Genomic DNA, 20,249 nt, shown 5'->3' with positions numbered 1-20,249 from the left:
TCAGGCCGCCTTCTTCGGGATTTGCGCGACCCACTCGCGCGGCGCCATGGGGAAGCCCAGGCGCTCGCGGCTGTCGTAGTAGCTTTGCGCGACGCTGCGCGCGAGATTGCGGATGCGGCCGATGTAGGCCGCGCGTTCGGTCACGCTGATGGCGCCGCGCGCATCGAGCAGGTTGAAGCTGTGCGCGGCCTTGAGCACCTGCTCGTAGGCAGGCAGCGCGAGTTGCGTTTCCATCAAATGCCTGGCCTGCTTCTCGTGCGCCGCGAAGGCGGTGAAGAGGAAGTCGGCGTCGCTGTGCTCGAAGTTGTAGGTCGACTGCTCCACCTCGTTCTGCTTGTAGACGTCGCCATAGCTCAGGCCTTCGGTCCAGGTGAGGTTGTAGACGTTGTCCACGCCCTGCAGGTACATCGCGAGGCGTTCGAGGCCGTAGGTGATCTCGCCCGTGATCGGTCGGCAGTCGATGCCGCCGACCTGCTGGAAGTAGGTGAACTGGGTCACTTCCATGCCGTTGAGCCAGACCTCCCAGCCCAGGCCCCAGGCGCCGAGCGTGGGGTTCTCCCAATCGTCCTCGACGAAGCGGATGTCGTTCTTCTTGAGATCGAAGCCGAGCGCTTCGAGCGAGCCGAGGTAGAGCTCGAGGATGTTGCTCGGCGCGGGCTTGAGCACCACCTGGTACTGGTAGTAGTGCTGCAGGCGGTTGGGGTTCTCGCCGTAGCGGCCGTCCTTGGGGCGGCGGCTGGGCTGCACGTAGGCGGCTTTCCAGGGCTCCGGGCCGATGGCGCGCAGGAAGGTGGCAGTGTGCGATGTGCCCGCGCCGACCTCCATGTCGTACGGCTGCAGCAGCGCGCAGCCCTGGTCGGCCCAGTAGGCCTGAAGCTTGAGGATGATTTGTTGGAAAGTCAGCATGGTGAGCCCGGTGGCCGCTGGAGGCAGGGAGCCCCGCCACGGCGAACCGGGGATTTTAAGAGCCCGCGGCGACCCTTCGCATACGGCGACGGACCCCCTATCCAAGCGATGTAGCACGCCGCCGCCGCGTGCCGCAAGATCGGGGGCTCTATGTCGGTTTCTCATTTGCTCCCACCCTGGGCCTGGATCGTGATCGTGGTGTTCGCCGCGGCGGCGCAGTCGGTGCGCAATGCCGCACAGCGCTCGCTGGTGGCGCAGGCCGGCACTCTGGGGGCGACCCTGGTTCGATTTCTGTACGGACTGCCCTTTGCGGCCCTGTGGGTCGCGCTGCTGCAGGCGTTGCCCGCCACGACGGCGCCCGCGGCGCACTTCGGCATCGGGTACTTCGCGTGGCTGCTGGCCGGGGCCATCGGGCAGATCGCCGCGACCGCGTTCCTGCTCGCGGCCATGAAGACCCGGCAGTTCGTCGTGGGCGTGGCCTTCTCGAAGACGGAGGTGCTGCAGGTCGCTCTCTTCAGCGCCCTGTTTCTGGGCGAGGTGCCCGGCTCGGTCGTGCTGGCAGCGATGGTGATCGCCAGCACGGGCATCGTTCTGCTGTCGTTGCAGCGGGGTGGGTCGGTCGCGGAGGGCGGCGGCTCGAAGCTCACGGACTATCGGCCCGCGATGTACGGGCTGGCGTCCGGGGCCGGGTTCGCGATTTCCGCGGTGGGCTATCGCGGCGCTTCGTTGCAGGTGCCCGAATTGTCGCCATGGCTGGCCGGCGCCTGGGGCGTGATGTGGGCGCAGGCGGTGCAATCTGCGCTGATGCTGGCCTGGCTGCTGTGGCGCTCGCCGCAGACGGTGCGCGCGGTGCTGACCGGCTGGCGGGTGTCGCTGTTGGCCGGGCTGATGGGTGCGATGGCATCCATCGGCTGGTTCACCGCGTTCGCCATGCAGCCGGCGGCGCAGGTTCGCACGCTGGGGCTGGTGGAGGTCTTCTTCAGCTACCTGGTGTCCCGCAGGATCTTCCAGGAACAGGCGCTGAGCCCGCGCGAGTTGCTCGGGCTCGGCCTCGTGATGCTCGGCCTGATCGGCATCTGCCTGTCGATCTAGCCGCGGCGCTCAGTACTCCCAGAAGATCCGCTGCAGTTCCTTGGTGTCGTTGGTCTTCGTCAGCGCGACCATCGTCAGGATGCGCGCCTTCTGCGGCCGCAGGTCGTGCGCGACGACCCAGTCGTACTTGTCGTCGGGCTGCTCGGCGTTGCGGATCACGAAGCCGTCCGGCACACGGGAACTGCGTACCACGATCGCGCCGTCGGAGCGCACCTTCTGCAGCACCGGAACGATGCGGTCGGCGACGGAGCCATTGCCGGTGCCGGCATGGACGATGGCCTTGACGCCGCTCTTGGCGAAGGCGTCGATCGCCGTCGATGGCACGCTCTGGTAGCCGTAGACGATCTCGACCGCAGGCAGCGCGGTGATGGTGTCGATGTCGAATTCCGACTGCATGGTGTGGCGCTTGACCGGGGCGCGGAACCAGTAGTTCTTGCCCTCCACGATCATGCCGAGCGGGCCCCACTGGCTCTTGAAGGCCTCGGTCTTGATGTTGACGGTCTTGGCCACGTCGCGCGCGGTCTGGATCTCGTCGTTCATCGTGACGAGCACGCCCTTGCCCGCCGCGTCCTTGCTGGCGGCGACGTTGACCGCATCGAAGAGGTTGAGCGCGCCATCGGCCGACAACGCGGTGCCCGGGCGCATCGACCCGACCACGATGATCGGCTTGGTGGTGTGGACGGTGAGCGTCAGGAAGTAGGCGGTCTCTTCGAGCGTGTCGGTGCCGTGGGTGATGACGATGCCGTCCACGTCGGCCTGCTTCGACAGCGCCGAGACCCGCTTGGCGAGGATCATCAGGTTGTCGTTGGTCAGGCTTTCGGAGGCGACCTGGAAGACCTGTTCGCCGCGCACGTTGGCGACCTTCGACAGCTCGGGCAGGCCGGCGATGAGTTTGTCGACCGGCACCTTGGCGGCCGAGTAGGTGGCGCTGTTGACGGCCGAGGCGCCGGCGCCCGCGATGGTGCCGCCGGTGGCAAGGATGACCACATTGGGCAGGGCCGCCTGTGCATGCGCGATGGCGCTGGCGGTGATCAATGCGGCCGCGCCCGCGAATGCGCGGAGTCTGGAAGCGAAGTACATGGAAGCTCCTTTGACAGTTGTGTGACGAAGCGGGCGAGACGATAGCCAAACCACGCCTTCACGGCACATGCACGCAATGCCAAGCTCGCATGCCGTCATGCGGCCAGCTCGGCAAGCATGCGACTGTGGATGGATTCGGGCAAGCGCTACCATCGCCGACGCGATGACCGATACATCAACTTCCGCCGCCGCGAGTGCCCAGCAGATGCCCGTCCCGACGGGGCCGCTGTCACGCGCGAGGCCGGGGCGCGAACGCATCCTCGCGGCGATCCGCGCGGCGGCCATCGCGGAGTTCAGCCTGCACGGGCTCAAGGGCGCATCGACGCAGGCGATCGCGGCGCGCGCCGGTCTCACCAAGCCGCAGCTCCACTACTACATCCCCGGCAAGGAGGAGTTGTACGAAGAGCTGCTGATGCAGGTGCTGCACGACTGGAAGGTGGTCTTCGACTTCCAGGAGAACGCGAACGACCCCGGCGCTGTGCTGGGCGACTACATCCGCAAGAAGCTCGACCACGCCTTCGACAACCCGGAGATCTCGCGCATCTTCACGCGCGAAGTGCTGGACGGCGGACGCAACCTGGAGCGCTACTGGCCCAACGCGCGCATGTGGACGCAGAAGAAGGTGGACATCATCAACGGCTGGATCGCGCGCGGGCAGATGCGCCCGCTCGATGCGCGCCTGCTGTTGATGCACATCTGGGCCATGACCCAGAGCTATGCGGACTACGCACTGCAGACGCGCGTGATGCTGGGCCTGCCGCCCGATGCGCCGATCGACCGCGAGCCGATCGCGCGCGAGCTGATCGCCTTCGTGCTGGGCGGCTGCGGCATCAAGGCCTAGCCCCCGGCGCGACCGCGGCCCGGCGCTTCACATCACGGGTCCGCGGGCTCGGCGCGCTCGCTGACCGCGCAGACCTCCCAGCGGCCGGGCACGCCTTTGAGCTCATGGACGCCGCGCCCGACGAAGCAGAAGTGGGAGCCCACGAGAATGTCGTGCACGGTGCGCGAGACCAGCACCTCGCCAGCCTTGGCCAGCGCCTGCACGCGCGCGCCGATATGCACGGTCATGCCGCCCACCCGGCCATCGCTGCGCAATTCGACATCGCCGAAATGAATGCCGGCGCGAATCGAGAGCTCCAGACTCGCCAATGCGGTATGCAGCGCCTGCGCACATTCGATCGCACGGTCGGGACGGTCGAAGGTGGCAAAGACGCCGTCGCCGGCCGTATCCACCAGGCGCCCCCGGAAGAGCCCGAGTTGCTCACGCAGGATCTCTTCGTGCCGATCGAGCAGCGTCCGCCACGCCGCGTCGCCGAGCTGCGCGGCACGCTGGGTCGACTCGACGATGTCGGTGAACAGCACGGCCGCCAGGGCGCGATCGGACTCGCCGCCCCGGCGGGTTCCGGTCAGGAATTCCTCGACATGGTCGAGGATGAGATCAGGGGTCTCCCAATAGGGAAGATAGTCCGTGCCCGGCAACGCCTCGAAGCGCGCGCCCGCGACATGCTCGGCGATGTAGCGCCCCTGGGGCACCGAGGCCCACGCGCAATTGCGGCGCGTCATCACCAGGGTGGGAACTCCGACGGCGGACAGCGCCGGACGGACGTCCCTCTTCGACTGGATCGCGAAATTCTCGGCGACGGTTTTGGGCGACCCGATGGCCCGCGCCAGCTTGGATTGCCAGCGCAAAGCGCGTTCGTCTTGCGCAAGGCTCGGATTCTGCGTGCGCGCAAAGCGCTCGGTTCCGAAGTGCTTGCGCGCGAACCCGGAAAACCCGGCGAGGGCTTCTGCCGGAAACCCGGCTGGATAGTCTGCTGCAGCCACCCAGCGTGCGGTGGTGTTCAGCAAGACCAGCGCCGAGGTCCGCCCGGGATGAGCGGCCGCGAATTGCAGCGCCATGGACCCGCCGTCGGTCACGCCGACGATGGTCGACGTGCGCGAACCGGCCGCATGCATGACCGCCAGGAGGTCCTCCGTCCAATGGTGCACGGCATCGCACCCATCCTGGGGGCGCGGGTCGGACAGCCCGGAGCCGCGAGCGCTGAAGCGGATGACACGGCTGAACGAGGCCAGGCGCCGCAGGAAGCGCGCAATGGCAGGCTCCTCCCATTCGAGATCCAGGGATGCCCACCAACCCGTCGTGAAGACCAGATCGCGCGGACCCTCGCCCAGCACCTGGTAGGCAACGCGGTCATCGCCGACTTTGGCATAGCGAGTTTCTGGCGCGGTCATTTCGTGACGGGCTTTCGGGCGCTCAACAGGGCCGGGCCATTGTCACCCAAGCCCCCGACGCCGCCTGCATGGCTCGATGACCTGACGACGCGCAAAGAAAAGGCCCCGGGCATCGCTGCGCGGGGCCGAGATCAGGTCCTTGCCGGACCTGAGGAGACATCGGGTCGATCAGAGCTGCGAGTCACCGTCGGACGTGTGGACGCCGTGGACGACGAGGCCAGCGGCAGCAACGAGTACAAGCGCGAGGGTGAGCATGGGAGCCTTCTGAATCGGAATGCTCGATTTTAGGGAAAACCCTAGCCGAGAGACGTCCGCCTGGAATACCCACAACCTGCGAAGGCCCAAGCTCGACCTTGCGTTCGCCAACCTCTCCCGCATTTGGTGCAGGCTGGTTGGCACGTCGCTTGCGTAACCTGACCACTTGCTCTGATTAAGCGGTCAACACACCATGCTAGTGCTCGTCGTCTACTGCCATCCGGTCGAAACCAGCTTTCATGCCGCCCTGCACGAGGAGGTGGTGCGCAACCTTCGCGCCGCCGGCCACGAGGTGGACGACTGCGACCTGTACGCCGAGGGCTTCGATCCGGTGCTGTCGCGCGAGGAGCGGCTGGGCTACCACGAGGTGCCAAGCAACCAGATTCCGCTCAAGCCCTACGTCGAACGGCTGCAGTGGGCCGAGGGCATCGTGTTCTGCTTTCCGACCTGGTGCTTCGGGCTGCCGGCGATGCTCAAGGGCTACTTCGACCGGCTCTTCATGCCGGGCGTGGCCTTCGACCTCCGCGACCCGCAGAACGTCAAGCCGATGCTGACGAACATCCAGCGCATCTCGGCGGTCGTCACCTACGGAAGGCCGCGCTGGGTCGCGTGGTACATGGGCGACCCGCCGCGCAAGATCGTCACGCGCTACATGCGCCGCCTGACCGGCAAGCAGGCGCGGGTGGACTACCACGCGCACTACCACATGAACGTCGCGACCGAGCCGCAACGGAGGCGCTTCCTTGCGCGCGTGGGCAGTGCGATGGCGCGCTTTGCCTGAAACGCCAAACGCTTCCACCAGGACTTTCCTCATGCTCCACGGCTACATCCCACCCCACCGATTCCTGCCTTACCTGAGCTGGACCGAGATCGACGCGCTGCCCGATCGCGAGAACACCGTGATCGTGCTGCCCTGCGGTGCGATCGAACAGCACGGCCCGCATCTGCCGTGCTCGGTCGACAGCGTCATCTCCTCCGGCGTGATGGGCAAGGCGCTCGAACGGCTGCCCGCCGAGGTGCGCGCCTTCGCGCTGCCGACGATCACCTACGGCAAGTCGGAAGAGCACCTGCACTTCCCGGGCACGATGACGTTGACGGGCACCACGCTGCTCGCGACGGTGATCGAGATCGGCGAGTCGGTGTACCGCTCGGGCTTTCGCAAGCTGCTGTTCGCGAACGGGCACGGCGGCCAGCCGCAGGTGCTCGAAATGGCGGCGCGCGAGTTGCGTCTGCGCCATGGCGATTTCGTTGTCGTGCCGCACGGCGTCTCGCGGCTGCCGAGCGCGGCGAGCAAGCAGGTGAGCGAGCAGGAGAAGCGCCTCGCGATGCACGCAGGGCATTCCGAAACCGCGCTGATGCTCGCCCTCGCGCCCGACACGGTGCACATGGAACGTGCGGCCGCCAACTTCCCGCCGCCCTTTCCGATCAAGCTGCTGTCGGCCGACGGCCGGCCCGCCTGCGCATGGACCGCGCGCGACTTCGGCCCCAGTGGCGTGATCGGCGACCCGACCAGTGCGACGCGCGAGCAGGGCGAGGAAATCCTCGACACGCTGGCCGACAGCTGGGTGCAGGCGCTGACCGAGCTGTACGCCCTGCGCTGGGTGGTGCGCGACGAACCCACCTGGGGACGCGGCCACGAGCAGGGCTTCGTCCAGTCGGCCCAGCCGGCCTTCACCGGCTGATGCATGGGCTGAGGCTCATTCCTTGCACCGACACGTCCCGTCCATTTCTTTTCCCACCTCGAAGGTCCTCACCATGCGCCAACACTTCGCTCCCACCCTCGGTCGTCTTGCCGCTGCCGCGGCGCTCGCCATCGCGGCGACTGCGCCCGCGCACGCGGAGGACAAGTTCGTCTACATGACCAACTGGTACGCGCAAGCCGAGCACGGCGGCTTCTACCAGGCGGTGGCCCAGGGCATCTACAAGAAGTACGGGCTGGACGTGACCATCAAGATGGGTGGCCCGCAGGTCAACATCACGCAGATGATGGCCGCCGGCCAAGCCGACTGCATCATGGGTTCGAGCGACATCCAGATGATGCAGGTGCGCGAAGGCGGCGTGCCCGTGGTCAACGTGGCGGCCTTCTTCCAGAAGGACCCGCAGGTGCTCATCGCGCATGACGACGTGAAGAAGTTCGAGGACCTGAAGGGCAAGACGATCCTGATCGGCTCGCAGGCCAACCGCGGCTACTGGCCGTGGTTGAAGGCCAAGTTCGGCTTCACCGACGAACAGACGCGGCCGTACACCTTCAACATCCAGCCCTTCGTCGCGGACAAGAACGTCGCGCAGCAGGGCTATCTCACGTCAGAGCCTTACGCCATCCAGAAGGCCGGCGTGAAGGCGACGGTGCTGATGTTCAGCGACCACGGCTTCCCGTCCTATGCGACCACCGTGACCTGCATGGACAAGACGGTGAAGGAGCGTGCCAAGCAGGTCGCCGCCTTCGTGAAGGCCTCGGCCGAAGGCTGGAAGAGCTACCTCGCCGATCCGGCGCCCGCCAATGCGCTGATCAAGAAGGACAACCCCAACATGACCGACGACCAGCTCGCCTACAGCGTCGCGAAGCTGAAGGAAATGGGCATGGTCACCGGCGGCGATGCGCAGACGCAGGGCATCGGCGTGATCACCGACGCGCGCACCAAGGCGAGCTATGACTTCCTCGTGTCCGCCAAGCTGCTCGACCCCGCGAAGGTCGACATCGCCAAGACCTACACCACCGAATTCGTGAAGGACGCGAAGGTCCTGCCCTGAAACACCGGGGGCCCGCGCGGGCCTCCTCTCGAAAGGCTTTGCATGAACGCACCCGAATCCGCCACCTACGACCTGCCGACACGCGTCGCATCGACGCCCGCCGTCGAAGTGCTCTCGGCAGAAAAGACTTATCCGAACGGCACGCGGGCGTTGATGCCCGTGGACCTGACTATTGGCGAAGGCGAGTTCGTCACGCTGCTCGGCCCCTCGGGGTGCGGCAAGAGCACGCTCTTGAAGATGGTCGCCGGCATGCTGGAACCGACCGACGGCCGGCTCAAGGTGTTCCGCAAGCCGGTGCAGCAGATCGAATCGAGCGGCCGGCGCATGGCCTTCGTCTTCCAGTCGCCCACGCTGATGCCGTGGGCCAGCGTGCGCACGAACGTGCGGCTGCCGCTGGACCTGGCCGGCGTGCCGCGCAAGGAAGCGGAGGCGCGCGTCTCGGAAGCGCTCGATCTGGTCGGGCTCGAGAAGTTCGCGTCGGCATTGCCGCGTGCGCTCTCGGGCGGCATGCAGATGCGGGTCTCGATCGCACGCGGCCTCGTCACCCAGCCCGACCTGCTGCTGATGGACGAGCCCTTCGGCGCACTCGACGAGATCACGCGCCACAAGCTCGACGCGGAGCTGCTCGACCTGTGGCGGGAGAAGAAGCTCACGGTGATCTTCGTGACGCACTCGATCCATGAAGCCGTGTTCCTGTCGAGCCGCGTGATCATGATGGCAGCGCGGCCCGGCCGCGTGGTCGAGGAGTTCGAGATTCCCGAGCCCTATCCGCGCACCGCCGACTTCATGGTGTCGCCGCAATTCAGCCGCTACGCGAAGAAGCTGCAGGACAGTCTTCTGCGCGCGAGTACCGCAGCCGACGAGGTGGCCGCATGAGCGCGCTCGCCCCGACGACGAGTCCGGCCTCCGCCCCCTCCGCATCGGCCAAGGTCCGAGCCGTGTCCCAGAACCCCTTGAAGCCGCAAGCCCCGGCAAAAGCCAGGCGCACGCCGCTGCTGCAACAGCCGCGCGTCCAGCGCGTCGCTTATCCGCTGCTGGTCGGCGTGGTGCTGGTGGCACTCTGGCAGGGGCTCGTCACGGCCTTGGAGCTGCCGCCGTACCTCGTGCCATCGCCCTACCTGATGATGCAGACGCTGGTCACCGACTGGATGCCGCTCGGCATGGCGCTCCTGGTGACGCTGAAGATCACGGTGCTCTCGTTCGTCGTCGCGACCATCGCCGGCGTGCTGATCTCGTTCCTCTTCGTGCAGAGCAAGCTGATCGAGACCGCGCTCTTCCCGTACGCGGTGCTGCTGCAGGTGACGCCGATCGTCGCGGTCGCGCCGCTGATCATCATCTGGGTGAAGAACCCGACCGCCGCGATGGTGGTCTGCGCAGCGCTGGTGGCGCTGTTCCCGATCATCAGCAACACCACGCTCGGCCTGCGCAGCGTGGAGCCCGACCTGCAGAGCTACTTCAAGCTCAATCACGCGTCGCGCTGGCAGCAACTGGTGCGGTTGCGCATTCCGAGTGCGCTGCCCTATTTCTTCGGCGGTCTGCGCATCTCCAGCGGCCTCGCGCTGATCGGCGCGGTGGTGGCGGAGTTCGTCGCCGGCACCGGCGGTTCCGGCGCGGGGCTCGCCTACCAGATCCTGCAGGCGGGCTTCCAGCTCAACATCCCGCGCATGTTCGCCGCGCTGCTTCTGATTTCACTGACCGGTGTGGCGCTGTTCGTCCTGATGGCGTGGCTCACCAAACTCGCACTCGGTTCCTGGCACGCCAGCGAACTCTCACAGGATTGATTCGATGAACGCACCCGTTTCCCCCATCGAGCGACTGCACCTCGAACTGCCCGAGCTCGACTGGATCACCGACCCGGGCCGCATCGCGCGGCTGTCGCAGGACTTCGCATGGTTCAGTCCGGTGCTGGACCGGCAGCTCAAGGACAAGCGCGCCGATGCGGTCGTGCGCCCGCGCACCGAAGAAGAGGTTCGCGCCCTGGTGAGCGCCTGCGCGCGCCTTTCCGTGCCCATCACCATCCGCGGCAGCGGCACCGGCAACTACGGCCAGACGACGCCGCTCGCCGGCGGCGTGGTGCTCGACATGACCGGCTACAACGCGGTGCAATGGGTGCGGCCCGGCGTGGCGCGCGCGCAGGCCGGCATCCGGCTCGGCGAACTCGAAAAGCACGCCAAGGCCAGCGGACAGGAACTGCGCTGCATCCCGTCGACCTACCGCAGCGCCACGCTGGGCGGCCTGTTCGGTGGCGGCTTCGGCGGCGTGGGATCGATCAATTACGGGCCGCTGGGTGCACCAGGCAACGTGCTGGGATTGCGCGCGATGACGATCGAACCCGAGCCGCAGATCGTCGAACTGCGCGGCGCCGAGGCATTGCGCATGCATCACCTGTGGGGCACGAACGGCCTGGTGCTGGAACTCGAAGTCGCGCTGGCGCCTGCGCATCCGTGGCTCGAAAGCCTGGTTGTCTTCGACGCCTTCGACAACGCCCTGGCCTTCGGCAATGCGCTCGCGAACGCGCCGGGCATCGTGAAGCGCGAGGTCGCGTTCTTCGCCAGCCCGGTGCCCGACCATCTCGCGCAGTTGGCCGAATATCTGCCGAAGGGCTGCCACGCGGTGTTGTCGCTGGTCGATGAATCGTCCGAATCCACGATGCTCGAACTGCTGCAGGCGCACGGCGGCTCGATGAGCTATCGCAAGACGGCCGAGGAAGTCCGCAAGAGCAATCGCACGCTGATGGAGTTCACCTGGAACCACACGACGCTGCACGCGCTGAAGGTCGACAAGTCGCTGACCTATCTGCAAAGCAGCTTCGTGCCGGGGCATCAGGTCGAGCAGATCACGGCGATGGAGAAGCTCTTCGCCGGCGAGGTCCTGATGCACGCGGAGTTCCTGCGCAATCTCGATGGCCTCGTCACCTGCAGCGCGCTGCAACTGGTGCGCTTCACCACCGAAGAGCGGCTGGACGAGATCATCCGCATGCACCGCGAGCACGGCGTGCGCATCAACAACCCGCACACCTTCGTCGTCGAGGACGGCAAGGCCGGCGGCGCACTGCCGCCAGAGGTCATCGCGATGAAGAAGCGCTTCGACCCGCAGGGCCTGCTGAATCCGGGGAAGCTGCGCGACTGGCCGGTCAGCCGATGACGGCGGCGGCCTGCGCGCGTCGGCGGCGTTGCGCCCACAGCGTGGCCGCGACGACGGCCAGCGCAAGGCCCCACAACGGCCAAAGCCGCAAGCGCGAGACCCAGAAGGCGTAGGGCGTGAGGCCCGTACGGCCTTCGACTTCGGCTTCGAGCACGCCGCGCGTGAGCCGCGGCAGCGCGTGCGTCACGCGGCCGCGGTGGTCGATGACCGCGGTGGCGCCGGTGTTCGTCGCGCGCACCATCGGCCGCTGGAATTCGAGCGCACGCATGCGCGAGATCGCGAGGTGCTGGTCGATCGCGATCGAATCGCCGAACCACGCGATGTTGCTCACGTTCAGCAGGATCGTCGGCGCGTCGGCCTCGTGGCGGAAATTGGCGCCGATCTCGTCGCCGAAGAGATCCTCGTAGCAGATGTTCGGCGCGATGCGCTGGCCCTGCCAAACGAACGGCGCCTGCGCGAGCCCGCCGCTGTTGAAGTCGCCGAGGGGGATGTTCATCATCTCCGTGAACCAGCGGAACAGGCCCGGGATGAATTCGCCGAAGGGCACCAGGTGGTGCTTCTCGTACCGATAAGGCTGCGACTCGCCGGGGCGAAAGCCGACCACCGCGTTGCTGTAGCCGTTGCGGTCGCCGAGCGGCAGGCCGACGATCGCGGCCTGGCCGCCGCTCGCGTAGCGCGCCGCGATGGCTTCGAGGTAGCCGGGCGGCAACTGCGTGGGCAGCAGCGGCAAGGCGGTTTCCGGTGTGATGACCAGCGGCGCGGTGGCGGTGTGGAGCTGTTCGCCGTACCAGCGCAGCGCGGTCGCAATGCCGCCGCCGGGGATGAACTTTTCGTCCTGAGGAATGTTGCCCTGCAGGAGCGCGATGCGGAGCTGGCCGTGCGAGCGCGCGGCGTCGTCAGCGGGAGTGCCGCGGATGGCGACGAGCAGCGCCGGTACAGAAAGCAGGACGAACGCCAGGCCGGCATGGATCGCCATTGAACGGCCTCGGGCACGGCGCAAGGCGATGGCCACGAGCGCCGCGATGGCCGCGGAGACGGCACCGATTCCATAGACACCGATCCACGGCGCATACACAGCCAGCGGACCCTCGACGTGGGCATAGCCGCCGGCGCCCCACGGAAAGCCGGTGAACCAGCTGCCGCGCACGAGCTCCGCGATCGTCCACAAGGCAGCGAAGAACGCGACCGAGCCCAAGGCATTCGTCGGCGCAAAGGCCACGTAGAGACCGCAGGCGACGAGGTAGTACAGCGCAAGCGCGGCCGACAGCGCGAACACCGCAACCGCGGCAAGCGGCGCCGGCAGGCCCCCGTAGGTGTGCATCGAGATGAAGAGCCACCAGAAGGTGCCGCACAGCCAGGTGGTCGTGAAGATCCAGCCCTGGAACGCACCGCTGCGCCACGCGCCGCGGCGGCCGTCGGCATGGCGCATTCCGTCGAGCAGCCAGACGAGCGCCGCGAGCGAAAGAAGCTGGAGCCACCACTGCGGCTGGCCGTTCCATGGTGCGGCGATGGAAGCCGCCTGGGCGAGCCCCGCAAGCCCGAAGCCCAGGGCGCGGATCGGCGCGTTCAATCGGCCGCGTCGTCGCCGCGCGCCGGCGAGACCTTGAACCAGCGCACCGCACCACCCTTGGTGTGCAGCACGACGAAATCGAAGCTGCCGAGCGCATAGTGTTCGCCGCGCTTGGGCACGTGGCCCATCTCATGCGCGATCAGGCCGCCGATGGTGTCGAAGTCCTCGCCACGCGCCCGATCGTCGAAGTTGATGCCGAAGGCCTCGGCGACGCGCTCGATCGGCGTATCGCCCGCGACCCGATAGGTGTGGTCGGCGAGGCCGAAGATGTCGCCCTCGTCCTCGGGAATGTCGAACTCGTCCTCGATCTCGCCGACGATCTGCTCGAGCACGTCCTCGATGGTGATCAGGCCGGCCACGCGGCCGAACTCGTCGATGACCACCGCGAGGTGATTGCGGTTGCCGCGGAATTCGCGCAGAAGGTCGTTCAGGCCCTTGCTTTCGGGCACGAAGGTGGCGGGCCGCAGCAGCGCGCGGATGTTCAGGCCCGGCGCCCGCTGCAGCTTGAGGAGATCCTTCGCCAGCAGGATGCCGATGATGTTTTCCTTCTCTCCCTCGTAGACGGGGAAGCGCGAGTGCGCCGTGTCGATGACCAGGTTCAGCAGCGTGTCGTACGGCGCATCGATGTTGACCAGGTCCATGCGCGGCGCCGCCACCATCACGTCCCCAGCCGTCATGTCGGCCATGCGAAGCACGCCTTCGAGCATCACGCGCGACTCGGCGCCGATGACCTCGTTGTCCTCGGCGTCGGCGAGCGTTTCGATCAGCTCGTCGCGCGAATCCGGGCCAGGATTGATGAATTCCGCGAGCTTCTGGAAAAAGCTGCGCTTGTCTTCGCGTTCGCCGGGCGCGCGTTCAGGGTGAGGTTCGGCCACTGCAGGAGGGCGGAGTTGGGGGATGACAAGGATACACCCCCAGCCTCGCCCACTGCGTGTGGCTCGGGCACCCCCTTGCAGGGGGCAACACCGGCGGCCCGGCGGAGTCGGTTCCGCAGTGTTTCACGATCGGGCCCGGCTGCGCCGGCCGGACTCCCAGTCGGCGCAACGCGCCCGTCCGTTCGCGGGCCGCCGTGGAGCCGGCTGCGCCGGGCCACCGGCAGCGCCCCTGGCAGGGGGTGGGCGGCTACACGAAGTGAGCAAGCCCGGGGGCGAGCAAAGCTACTGCGCGGACCGCTCGCGCGCGGCCCGGACGCCGCTGCGGATGTCCTGCAGCTCGGCCAGGAAAGCCCAGAACTGCTTGGCGCGCGTCTTGAGCTGGTAGTCGACCTGCGCATAGTGCTGCAGGGCGATCTCGCTCATGCGGCTGTCGAAGGTCGCGGCGGGCAGTTCGAGGTGGGCTTCGGATTCGGAGCCGCTGCGCACGACGGTCGCGCCGGCGTTGCGGGCGATCTTCAGCATGGCGGCGTTCTCACTGAGCGCGTGGATGAACAGCATGCCGACGCCTTCGTTGCGGGCGACGACCACCGCGCGCTCGAACAGGCGGGCGCCGTAGCCTCGGCCACGCGCATGTTCGGCGACGGAAACACCGAACTCGGCGCAATCCTGCTCTTGGTCGGCAGGCGGAAAGGCCAAGTGAGCCATCGCGATCAGGTCGAGCCGGCGGTTGTAGATGCCGAACAATTCGTCGCGTTCGAAATCGAGCCCATCGACATAGCGCTGCACCTGCTCGTCCGAGGCGGCATAGCCGAAGCGCAAGTAGCGGTCGTGGGTGGATAGTGCGAGGAGGTGCTGCGCGATGCGGTCACGCTCGCGAGGCCCGATCGATCGGATCGGAACCATCACTGGGGCGGGCGCGGCCGCCCGCGGTTGCGCCTCAACCATCGGCGCCTTGAGGAACGAGCCGACGCCGAGTGAGGCTTTGAGGAGGGCCTTGGCGGTAAGCATGGCCCAAATATAAGGGTTTTCCCCTAGCCCTCAAGGGCATGGGGTTGCTTTGGCGTTTCATGGGTGACCCAGTCCGAAGGTGATCGAAGATGTCGCCAATCTGTCGCGCCGGCGTTACACCGGCACAGCCTTGGTCGCCTTCACGCGGTCCAACGCTGGGGTGCTTGAGCAGTGTGTCCATGATGAAGCGCCTGCAGTGGGCCATGTCGGCGACGACGAGGCGCAGGAAATAGTCCATATCCCCCATGAGTGCCGCGCATTCGACCACTACCTCTTCCGCCAGTTGGTCGTAAGTGGCACGCCCGTCGGCCTGCAGGCTGCTCAAAATTTGTCTATCGATCTTGTCCAATGCGTCCATGCGAGAGATTTTGCAGTCTTCCTGCAAGGTTGCTTGAGACAGGCCCGACAACACCGAGAGCGTGATCGGCGGCGCTCTTACAGTTGCAAACGGACGTCGCAAGCCTTGCGGCGTGAAACTGAAAGCAACCCGAACCCACCCCGGAGACCGCGCCATGAGCAGCACCGACACTACCGCTTTCACGCCTTGGGACAATCCGATGGGCACCGACGGCTTCGAATTCATCGAGTACGCGGCACCGGACCCCGCCGCGATGGGCAAGGTCTTTGAACAGATGGGCTTCCGGCCGATCGCGAAGCACCGCCACAAGAATGTGCTGCTTTATCGGCAGGGCACCATCAACTTCATCATCAACTCCGAGCCGGACTCGTTCGCGCAGCGCTTCGCCCGCCAGCACGGCCCGAGCATCTGCGCGATCGCATTCCGCGTGCAGGACGCGAAGGCCGCCTATGAGCGCGCCATTTCGCTGGGCGCCTGGGGCTTCGCTCCCGGCGCCGGCCCTGGCGAGCTGAACATCCCGGCCATCAAGGGCATCGGCGACAGCCTGATCTATTTCGTCGACCGCTGGCGCGGCAAGAACGGTGCGCAGCCTGGCGACATCGGCAACATCGGCTTCTACGACGTGGACTTCGAAGCGCTGCCGGGCCTCACAGCGGTCGAAGCACTCGCGCCCGCAGGCCACGGGCTGACCTACATCGACCACCTCACGCACAACGTCCACCGTGGACGGCTCAAGGAGTGGGCGGACTTCTACGAGCGCCTGTTCAACTTCCGCGAGATCCGCTATTTCGACATCGAAGGCCAGGTCACCGGCGTGAAGAGCAAGGCCATGACGAGCCCGTGCGGCAAGATCCGCATCCCGATCAACGAAGAGGGCAACGAAAAGGCCGGGCAGATCCAGGAATACCTGGACAGCTATCACGGCGAAGGCATCCAGCACATCGCGCTGGGCTCGCGCGACCTCAAGCACTCGGTGGATGCACTGCGTGCGTCGGGCGTCAAGCTGCTGGACACGATCGACACGTACTACGAGCTGATCGACAAGCGTATCCCGGGCCACGGCGAGAATGTCGCGGAGCTGAAGAAGCGCAAGATCCTCGTCGACGGCAAGAAGGGCGCGCTGCTGCTGCAGATCTTCAGCGAGAACCAGCTCGGCCCGATCTTCTTCGAGTTCATCCAGCGCAAGGGTGACGAGGGCTTCGGCGAAGGCAACTTCAAGGCGCTGTTCGAGAGCATCGAGCTCGACCAGATGCGCCGCGGCGTGCTCGCCGCCGCACAATAGCGCTCCTTTCATCTACAGGGGCTTCGCATGCGTCTGACGACATCGCTTCGTTCATCTCTTTCCATGGTGGCTGTGGCGTTGACGTTGGGCGGATGCGCGATGCCCGCGCAGCAGGGTGCTTCGATGACCGCGTCGCGCCTCGACGCAGTGCAGAAGTCCGGCGTGCTTCGCATCTGTACGCCGGGCGACTACCGGCCGTTCAGCTTCCAGAAGGCGGACACGAGCTACGAAGGCATCGACGTCGACCTGATGACCGCGTTCGGCGGCAGCCTTGGCGCGAAGCCCGAGTGGATCAAGACGACCTGGGCCAACCTGTTGCCGGATCTCGCGGCGGGCAAGTGCGACATGGCCGTCGGTGGCGTTTCGGTGACCACCGACCGGCAGAAGCGTGCATTCTTCAGTGCGCCCTACATGGTCAACGGCAAGACGCCGATTGCGCGCTGCGCGGACGTGGCCAAGTACCAGACGGTCGAGCAGATCGACAAGCCCGAGGTTCGCGTGATCTTCAACCCCGGCGGCAGCAACGAGCGTTTCGCACGCACGAACTTCAAGCGCGCCAAGCTCACGCTGCATGGCGAGAACGTGACGATCTTCGACGAGATCCTCGCCAATCGCGCCGACGTCTTCGTCACCGAATCGGCCGAGGCGATCACGCAGCAGAAGCTCAAGCCGGGCCTGTGCGCGATCAACCCCGACAAGCCGCTGCAGTACGGCGAGATGGCCTGGATGCTGCCGCGCGACGACGTTGCGTTCAAGGCGTATGTGGATCAATGGCTGCACTTGTCGCAGGCGGGCGGCGAGTTCCAGCGCACGATGGATCGCTGGCTCAAGTAGCACCGGACTGGGCTCGGGTCAATCGAGCAACGCCAGGGTCTCTCGCCGGACCGTCCTGTCGAAGGCAATTTCCACATGGCCCTGACCCACGACCGGGCGGTTGTCGGCGCCCGGCAGCGTGGCGACGGAAGGGGGGAACACGATGTTGTCGCTGTTCGAGTACCAGCAGGTGAAGGGCACTTGCCGTGCGCTGGTCTGCTCGCAATCGACCTTCCGAAGCCATTCGCCGTCCATCCGCATTTCCCGCCCATTGACCGTGCGGCCGAATCGCGCAAGCCAGGTGCCGCGGTGCGGCGTGGCAATCGTGACGATGCGGTGCACACGCGCGCCATCCGCATCCCGCAGCCATGCCCGGGCCGCAAGACCGCCCATGCTGTGACAGATCAGGAGCGGCGGCCGACCGGTCGCGGCGCTCACGCGCGCGATGGCCTCGTCGACGATCCGGACATAGTTGTCGATGGAGCCGAAAGGCGGCTCCAGATTGACTGCGACGAAAGCCCGCCCCCTCGCGCGCAGTTCGCGCAGCCATGGGTTCCAGAAGCCGCGGTTGCAGACGAAGCCGTGAATCAGGACCGCGCCGCGGCGTTCGTCCGGGAGCAACCGATCGGGGATCGATGCCCAGCGAAAAGGCTGCTGCCAGCAGAAGACGCGCGGCGCAACGCAGCACTCGGCAAGCCAGGCGCCGACGTATTGCATGACGGTGGCACGCTGAATCGGATCATCTGCCCCGACGCGGTAGCTCGCGATGAATTCGAATGCGAGGAATCCTGCATGGCCGAGAAACAGAACACACAGTCCCGCGATCGCGGTCGGCGGCGAGCGCATCCACCACGCACTCACCCACAGCATGGCGATGACGAGCGAGCCCAACACCAACCATCGCTGTAGTCGCGCAATCATGGGCGCAACTATCGCATGCGTGGCGGCGGCATCCGGCTCCTAGGACAAGCCCGGAGGGCGCAAGGAGGCACTCGCTTCGACAATCCGCGCCAAAGGAGATCACATGCAGGACGCTGCACGACTGAACTATCCGCCCGGTGTTCCGCACGAAGTGCACCCCGAGCAGTACCGCAATTTGGGGCAGCTCTTCGGCGAGTCGTTCACGCGTTATGCGACGCGGCCTTTCTCTGTGTGCATGGAGAGGTGGATGTCCTACGGGGAGCTCGACACGTTGTCGCAAGCCATGGGCGCATGGCTCCAGGCGCGCGGTCTCGAGCCCGGGGCCCGCGTGGCCATCATGCTTCCGAACGTCCCGCAGTTTCCTGTGACGATGTGTGGCGTTCTGCGCGCAGGATTCACCTGCGTCAATGTCAATCCGCTCTACACCGCGCGCGAACTCGAGCATCAGCTCAAGGATTCGGGCGCAACAGCGATCGTGATCCTCGAGAACTTCGCGGCAACGCTCGAGCAGGTCATCGACCGGACCGCGATCCAGCACGTGGTCGTCGCATCGATGGGCGATCTTCTGGGGGGCGTCTATGGCGCCTGGATCACGTTGGCCGTCAGACATCTCGCCAAGATGGTGCCGGCGTACAAGTTGCCGCTCGACAGGGGCCGGACAGTCACGCCGTTCGCGAAGGTGATCGGAGAAGGTCGTGGTCGCCCATTGGCTGCGGACCCCAGCACGCTGAACTCGGTCGCATTCCTTCAGTACACGGGTGGCACCACCGGCCTGTCGAAGGGCGCGGTGCTCACGCACCGCAACATCGTTGCGGCGACGCTGCAGGCCGAAGCCTGGTTCACGCCGGCGCTCGCGCGCGCGGGGGATCTCTCGAAGATCAACAGCATTGCGGCGCTGCCGCTGTATCACATCTTTGCGCTGACGCTGTGCCTGCTGGCGATCCGGCAGGGCTCGCATCTCACGCTGATTCCTAATCCACGTGATTTCGACAAGTTCGTCGGCGTGCTTAAGCGGCGGCCCTTCCACATGCTGCCGGCGGTCAACACCTTGTTCAACGCCTTGCTGGTGCATCCAGAGTTCAAGACGGTCGATTTCTCATCGCTCTTCGTCTCGCAGGCCGGAGGGATGGCGGCCTCGGAGGGCACGGCCCGCAAGTGGTTCGAGGTCACGGGGTGCCCGATGATCGAAGGCTGGGGCATGAGCGAGACGTGTGCGATCGGGACCAACAACCCGGTTTCGAACTCCAAGTTCACTGGAACGATCGGCCTGCCGTTGCCGGGCATCGAGATCGCGATCAAAGACGATGAAGGGCGCACACTGCCCGCCGGAGAGGCGGGGGAGCTTTGCATCAAGGGTCCGAATGTCATGGCTGGCTACTACAACCAGCCGGCAGAGACCGCGGCAGCATTCACGACCGATGGCTTCATGCGCACGGGCGACATCGCTGTGATGCAGCCCGATGGCTATAGCCGCATCGTGGACCGGAAGAAGGACATGATCCTCGTGAGCGGCTTCAACGTTTTTCCCAACGAACTCGAAAACGTGATCTCCCTGTGTCCGGGCGTCGTCGAATGCGCAGCAGTGGGCGTTGCCGACGAAAAGCAGGGCGAGGCGATCAAGGTGTTCGTGGTTCGAAAGGACGCGTCAGTGACGGAGGAAGCGGTCATGCGCTACTGCCACGACCAACTGACCGGCTACAAGCGCCCAAAACACATTGAATTTCGAGATTCGCTGCCGAAAACGAACGTCGGAAAGATTCTGCGCAGGGAACTGCGAGCGGCTTCGAATCATTAAACAGAGAAAATCGGCTCGCCCCCGTATTCGCAATCCGCTCAGAATCGGAATCTGCGCAAAAGCAAAAAGCCCAGCCTGATGAGGGCTGGGCTTTTTGGGGCTGTAAGAGCCTGACGATGACCTACTTTCACACGGGAACCCGCACTATCATCGGCGCTGAGGCGTTT

Annotated in this window: 18 protein-coding genes and 1 pseudogene; 11 read left to right on the top strand and 8 right to left on the bottom strand. The window is 66.0% G+C overall.

What is annotated here, in order from left to right:
- Nucleotides 1–906 carry a glycine--tRNA ligase subunit alpha gene (gene glyQ, locus WKW77_RS20320; RefSeq protein ID WP_340358689.1) on the bottom strand — a complete coding sequence of 302 codons (906 nt, stop codon included), beginning with the start codon at nucleotides 904–906 and terminating at the stop codon, nucleotides 1–3.
- A gap of 150 nt (nucleotides 907–1,056) precedes the next feature.
- On the opposite strand from glyQ, the gene WKW77_RS20315 reads away from it, so the two are divergent.
- Entirely contained in the window at nucleotides 1,057–1,998 is a 942-nt protein-coding gene (locus WKW77_RS20315; protein WP_340358688.1) for an EamA/RhaT family transporter, read from the top strand.
- A 9-nt stretch (nucleotides 1,999–2,007) separates the two neighbouring features.
- Here WKW77_RS20315 and WKW77_RS20310 read toward each other — a convergent pair whose 3' ends face one another.
- Nucleotides 2,008–3,078: an asparaginase gene (locus WKW77_RS20310; protein WP_340358687.1), complete on the bottom strand. Its 1,071-nt coding sequence runs from the start codon at nucleotides 3,076–3,078 to the stop codon at nucleotides 2,008–2,010.
- Between the two features lie 163 nt (nucleotides 3,079–3,241).
- Here WKW77_RS20310 and WKW77_RS20305 point away from each other — a divergent pair, with 163 nt between their 5' ends.
- Nucleotides 3,242–3,919, top strand: coding sequence for a TetR/AcrR family transcriptional regulator (locus WKW77_RS20305; RefSeq protein ID WP_340358686.1), 678 nt, complete (start codon nucleotides 3,242–3,244; stop codon nucleotides 3,917–3,919).
- A gap of 32 nt (nucleotides 3,920–3,951) precedes the next feature.
- Here WKW77_RS20305 and WKW77_RS20300 read toward each other — a convergent pair whose 3' ends face one another.
- Nucleotides 3,952–5,310 carry an adenylate/guanylate cyclase domain-containing protein gene (locus tag WKW77_RS20300; RefSeq protein ID WP_340358685.1) on the bottom strand — a complete coding sequence of 453 codons (1,359 nt, stop codon included), beginning with the start codon at nucleotides 5,308–5,310 and terminating at the stop codon, nucleotides 3,952–3,954.
- A 448-nt stretch (nucleotides 5,311–5,758) separates the two neighbouring features.
- Here WKW77_RS20300 and WKW77_RS20295 point away from each other — a divergent pair, with 448 nt between their 5' ends.
- The 6 genes from WKW77_RS20295 (at nucleotide 5,759) to WKW77_RS20270 (ending at nucleotide 11,460) form a co-directional block, all read left to right on the top strand.
- Nucleotides 5,759–6,346, top strand: a complete 588-nt coding sequence (locus WKW77_RS20295) for an NAD(P)H-dependent oxidoreductase (protein WP_340358684.1) — start codon at nucleotides 5,759–5,761, stop codon at nucleotides 6,344–6,346.
- Nucleotides 6,347–6,377: 31 nt separating this feature from the next.
- Nucleotides 6,378–7,247 carry a creatininase family protein gene (locus WKW77_RS20290; RefSeq protein WP_340358683.1) on the top strand — a complete coding sequence of 290 codons (870 nt, stop codon included), beginning with the start codon at nucleotides 6,378–6,380 and terminating at the stop codon, nucleotides 7,245–7,247.
- 73 nt (nucleotides 7,248–7,320) lie between these two features.
- Nucleotides 7,321–8,316: an ABC transporter substrate-binding protein gene (locus WKW77_RS20285; protein WP_340358682.1), complete on the top strand. Its 996-nt coding sequence runs from the start codon at nucleotides 7,321–7,323 to the stop codon at nucleotides 8,314–8,316.
- Between the two features lie 42 nt (nucleotides 8,317–8,358).
- Complete coding sequence (locus WKW77_RS20280) at nucleotides 8,359–9,192, top strand: ABC transporter ATP-binding protein (RefSeq protein ID WP_340358681.1); 834 nt, start codon at nucleotides 8,359–8,361, stop codon at nucleotides 9,190–9,192.
- A complete protein-coding gene (locus WKW77_RS20275; RefSeq protein ID WP_340358680.1) occupies nucleotides 9,189–10,097 on the top strand; it encodes an ABC transporter permease in 909 nt (302 codons plus the stop codon). The genes WKW77_RS20280 and WKW77_RS20275 overlap by 4 nt, the downstream gene beginning before the upstream one ends.
- Nucleotides 10,098–10,101: 4 nt before the next feature.
- Nucleotides 10,102–11,460: an FAD-binding oxidoreductase gene (locus tag WKW77_RS20270; RefSeq protein ID WP_340358679.1), complete on the top strand. Its 1,359-nt coding sequence runs from the start codon at nucleotides 10,102–10,104 to the stop codon at nucleotides 11,458–11,460.
- On the opposite strand, the gene lnt is transcribed toward WKW77_RS20270, so the two are convergent.
- The 4 genes and pseudogenes from lnt to WKW77_RS20250 all read right to left on the bottom strand — a co-directional run bounded on the left by lnt (nucleotide 11,450) and on the right by WKW77_RS20250 (nucleotide 15,271).
- On the bottom strand, nucleotides 11,450–13,030 hold the full coding sequence (lnt, locus tag WKW77_RS20265) for an apolipoprotein N-acyltransferase (protein WP_340358678.1): 1,581 nt from the start codon (nucleotides 13,028–13,030) through the stop codon (nucleotides 11,450–11,452). The two genes, WKW77_RS20270 and lnt, sit on opposite strands and share 11 nt — an antisense overlap.
- The gene (locus WKW77_RS20260; RefSeq protein WP_340358677.1) at nucleotides 13,027–13,905 is read right to left on the bottom strand and encodes an HlyC/CorC family transporter; all 879 of its coding nucleotides are present in this window, start codon (nucleotides 13,903–13,905) and stop codon (nucleotides 13,027–13,029) included. Before WKW77_RS20260 ends, lnt begins: the two co-directional genes overlap by 4 nt.
- Before the next feature lie 282 nt (nucleotides 13,906–14,187).
- Nucleotides 14,188–14,913, bottom strand: a complete 726-nt coding sequence (locus WKW77_RS20255; RefSeq protein WP_340358676.1) for a GNAT family N-acetyltransferase — start codon at nucleotides 14,911–14,913, stop codon at nucleotides 14,188–14,190.
- 114 nt (nucleotides 14,914–15,027) lie between these two features.
- Nucleotides 15,028–15,271, bottom strand: a pseudogene (locus WKW77_RS20250) (Lrp/AsnC family transcriptional regulator).
- A 154-nt stretch (nucleotides 15,272–15,425) separates the two neighbouring features.
- On the opposite strand from WKW77_RS20250, the gene hppD reads away from it, so the two are divergent.
- Together hppD and WKW77_RS20240 are read left to right on the top strand one after the other, a co-directional pair.
- Nucleotides 15,426–16,553 carry a 4-hydroxyphenylpyruvate dioxygenase gene (gene hppD, locus WKW77_RS20245; protein ID WP_340358675.1) on the top strand — a complete coding sequence of 376 codons (1,128 nt, stop codon included), beginning with the start codon at nucleotides 15,426–15,428 and terminating at the stop codon, nucleotides 16,551–16,553.
- 27 nt (nucleotides 16,554–16,580) lie between these two features.
- On the top strand, nucleotides 16,581–17,387 hold the full coding sequence (locus tag WKW77_RS20240) for a transporter substrate-binding domain-containing protein (RefSeq protein ID WP_422823236.1): 807 nt from the start codon (nucleotides 16,581–16,583) through the stop codon (nucleotides 17,385–17,387).
- 18 nt (nucleotides 17,388–17,405) lie between these two features.
- On the opposite strand, the gene WKW77_RS20235 is transcribed toward WKW77_RS20240, so the two are convergent.
- Entirely contained in the window at nucleotides 17,406–18,287 is an 882-nt protein-coding gene (locus tag WKW77_RS20235; RefSeq protein ID WP_340358674.1) for an esterase/lipase family protein, read from the bottom strand.
- A 103-nt stretch (nucleotides 18,288–18,390) separates the two neighbouring features.
- Here WKW77_RS20235 and WKW77_RS20230 point away from each other — a divergent pair, with 103 nt between their 5' ends.
- Complete coding sequence (locus WKW77_RS20230; protein ID WP_340358673.1) at nucleotides 18,391–20,082, top strand: AMP-binding protein; 1,692 nt, start codon at nucleotides 18,391–18,393, stop codon at nucleotides 20,080–20,082.
- Nucleotides 20,083–20,249: the final 167 nt, after the last annotated feature.

The sequence above is a fragment of the Variovorax ureilyticus genome (assembly GCF_037889935.1).
Classification (GTDB): Bacteria; Pseudomonadota; Gammaproteobacteria; order Burkholderiales; family Burkholderiaceae_C; genus Variovorax; species Variovorax ureilyticus.
The sequence above is the reverse complement of the archived record's forward strand: the minus strand, read 5'-3'. Positions and strand labels throughout refer to the sequence as shown.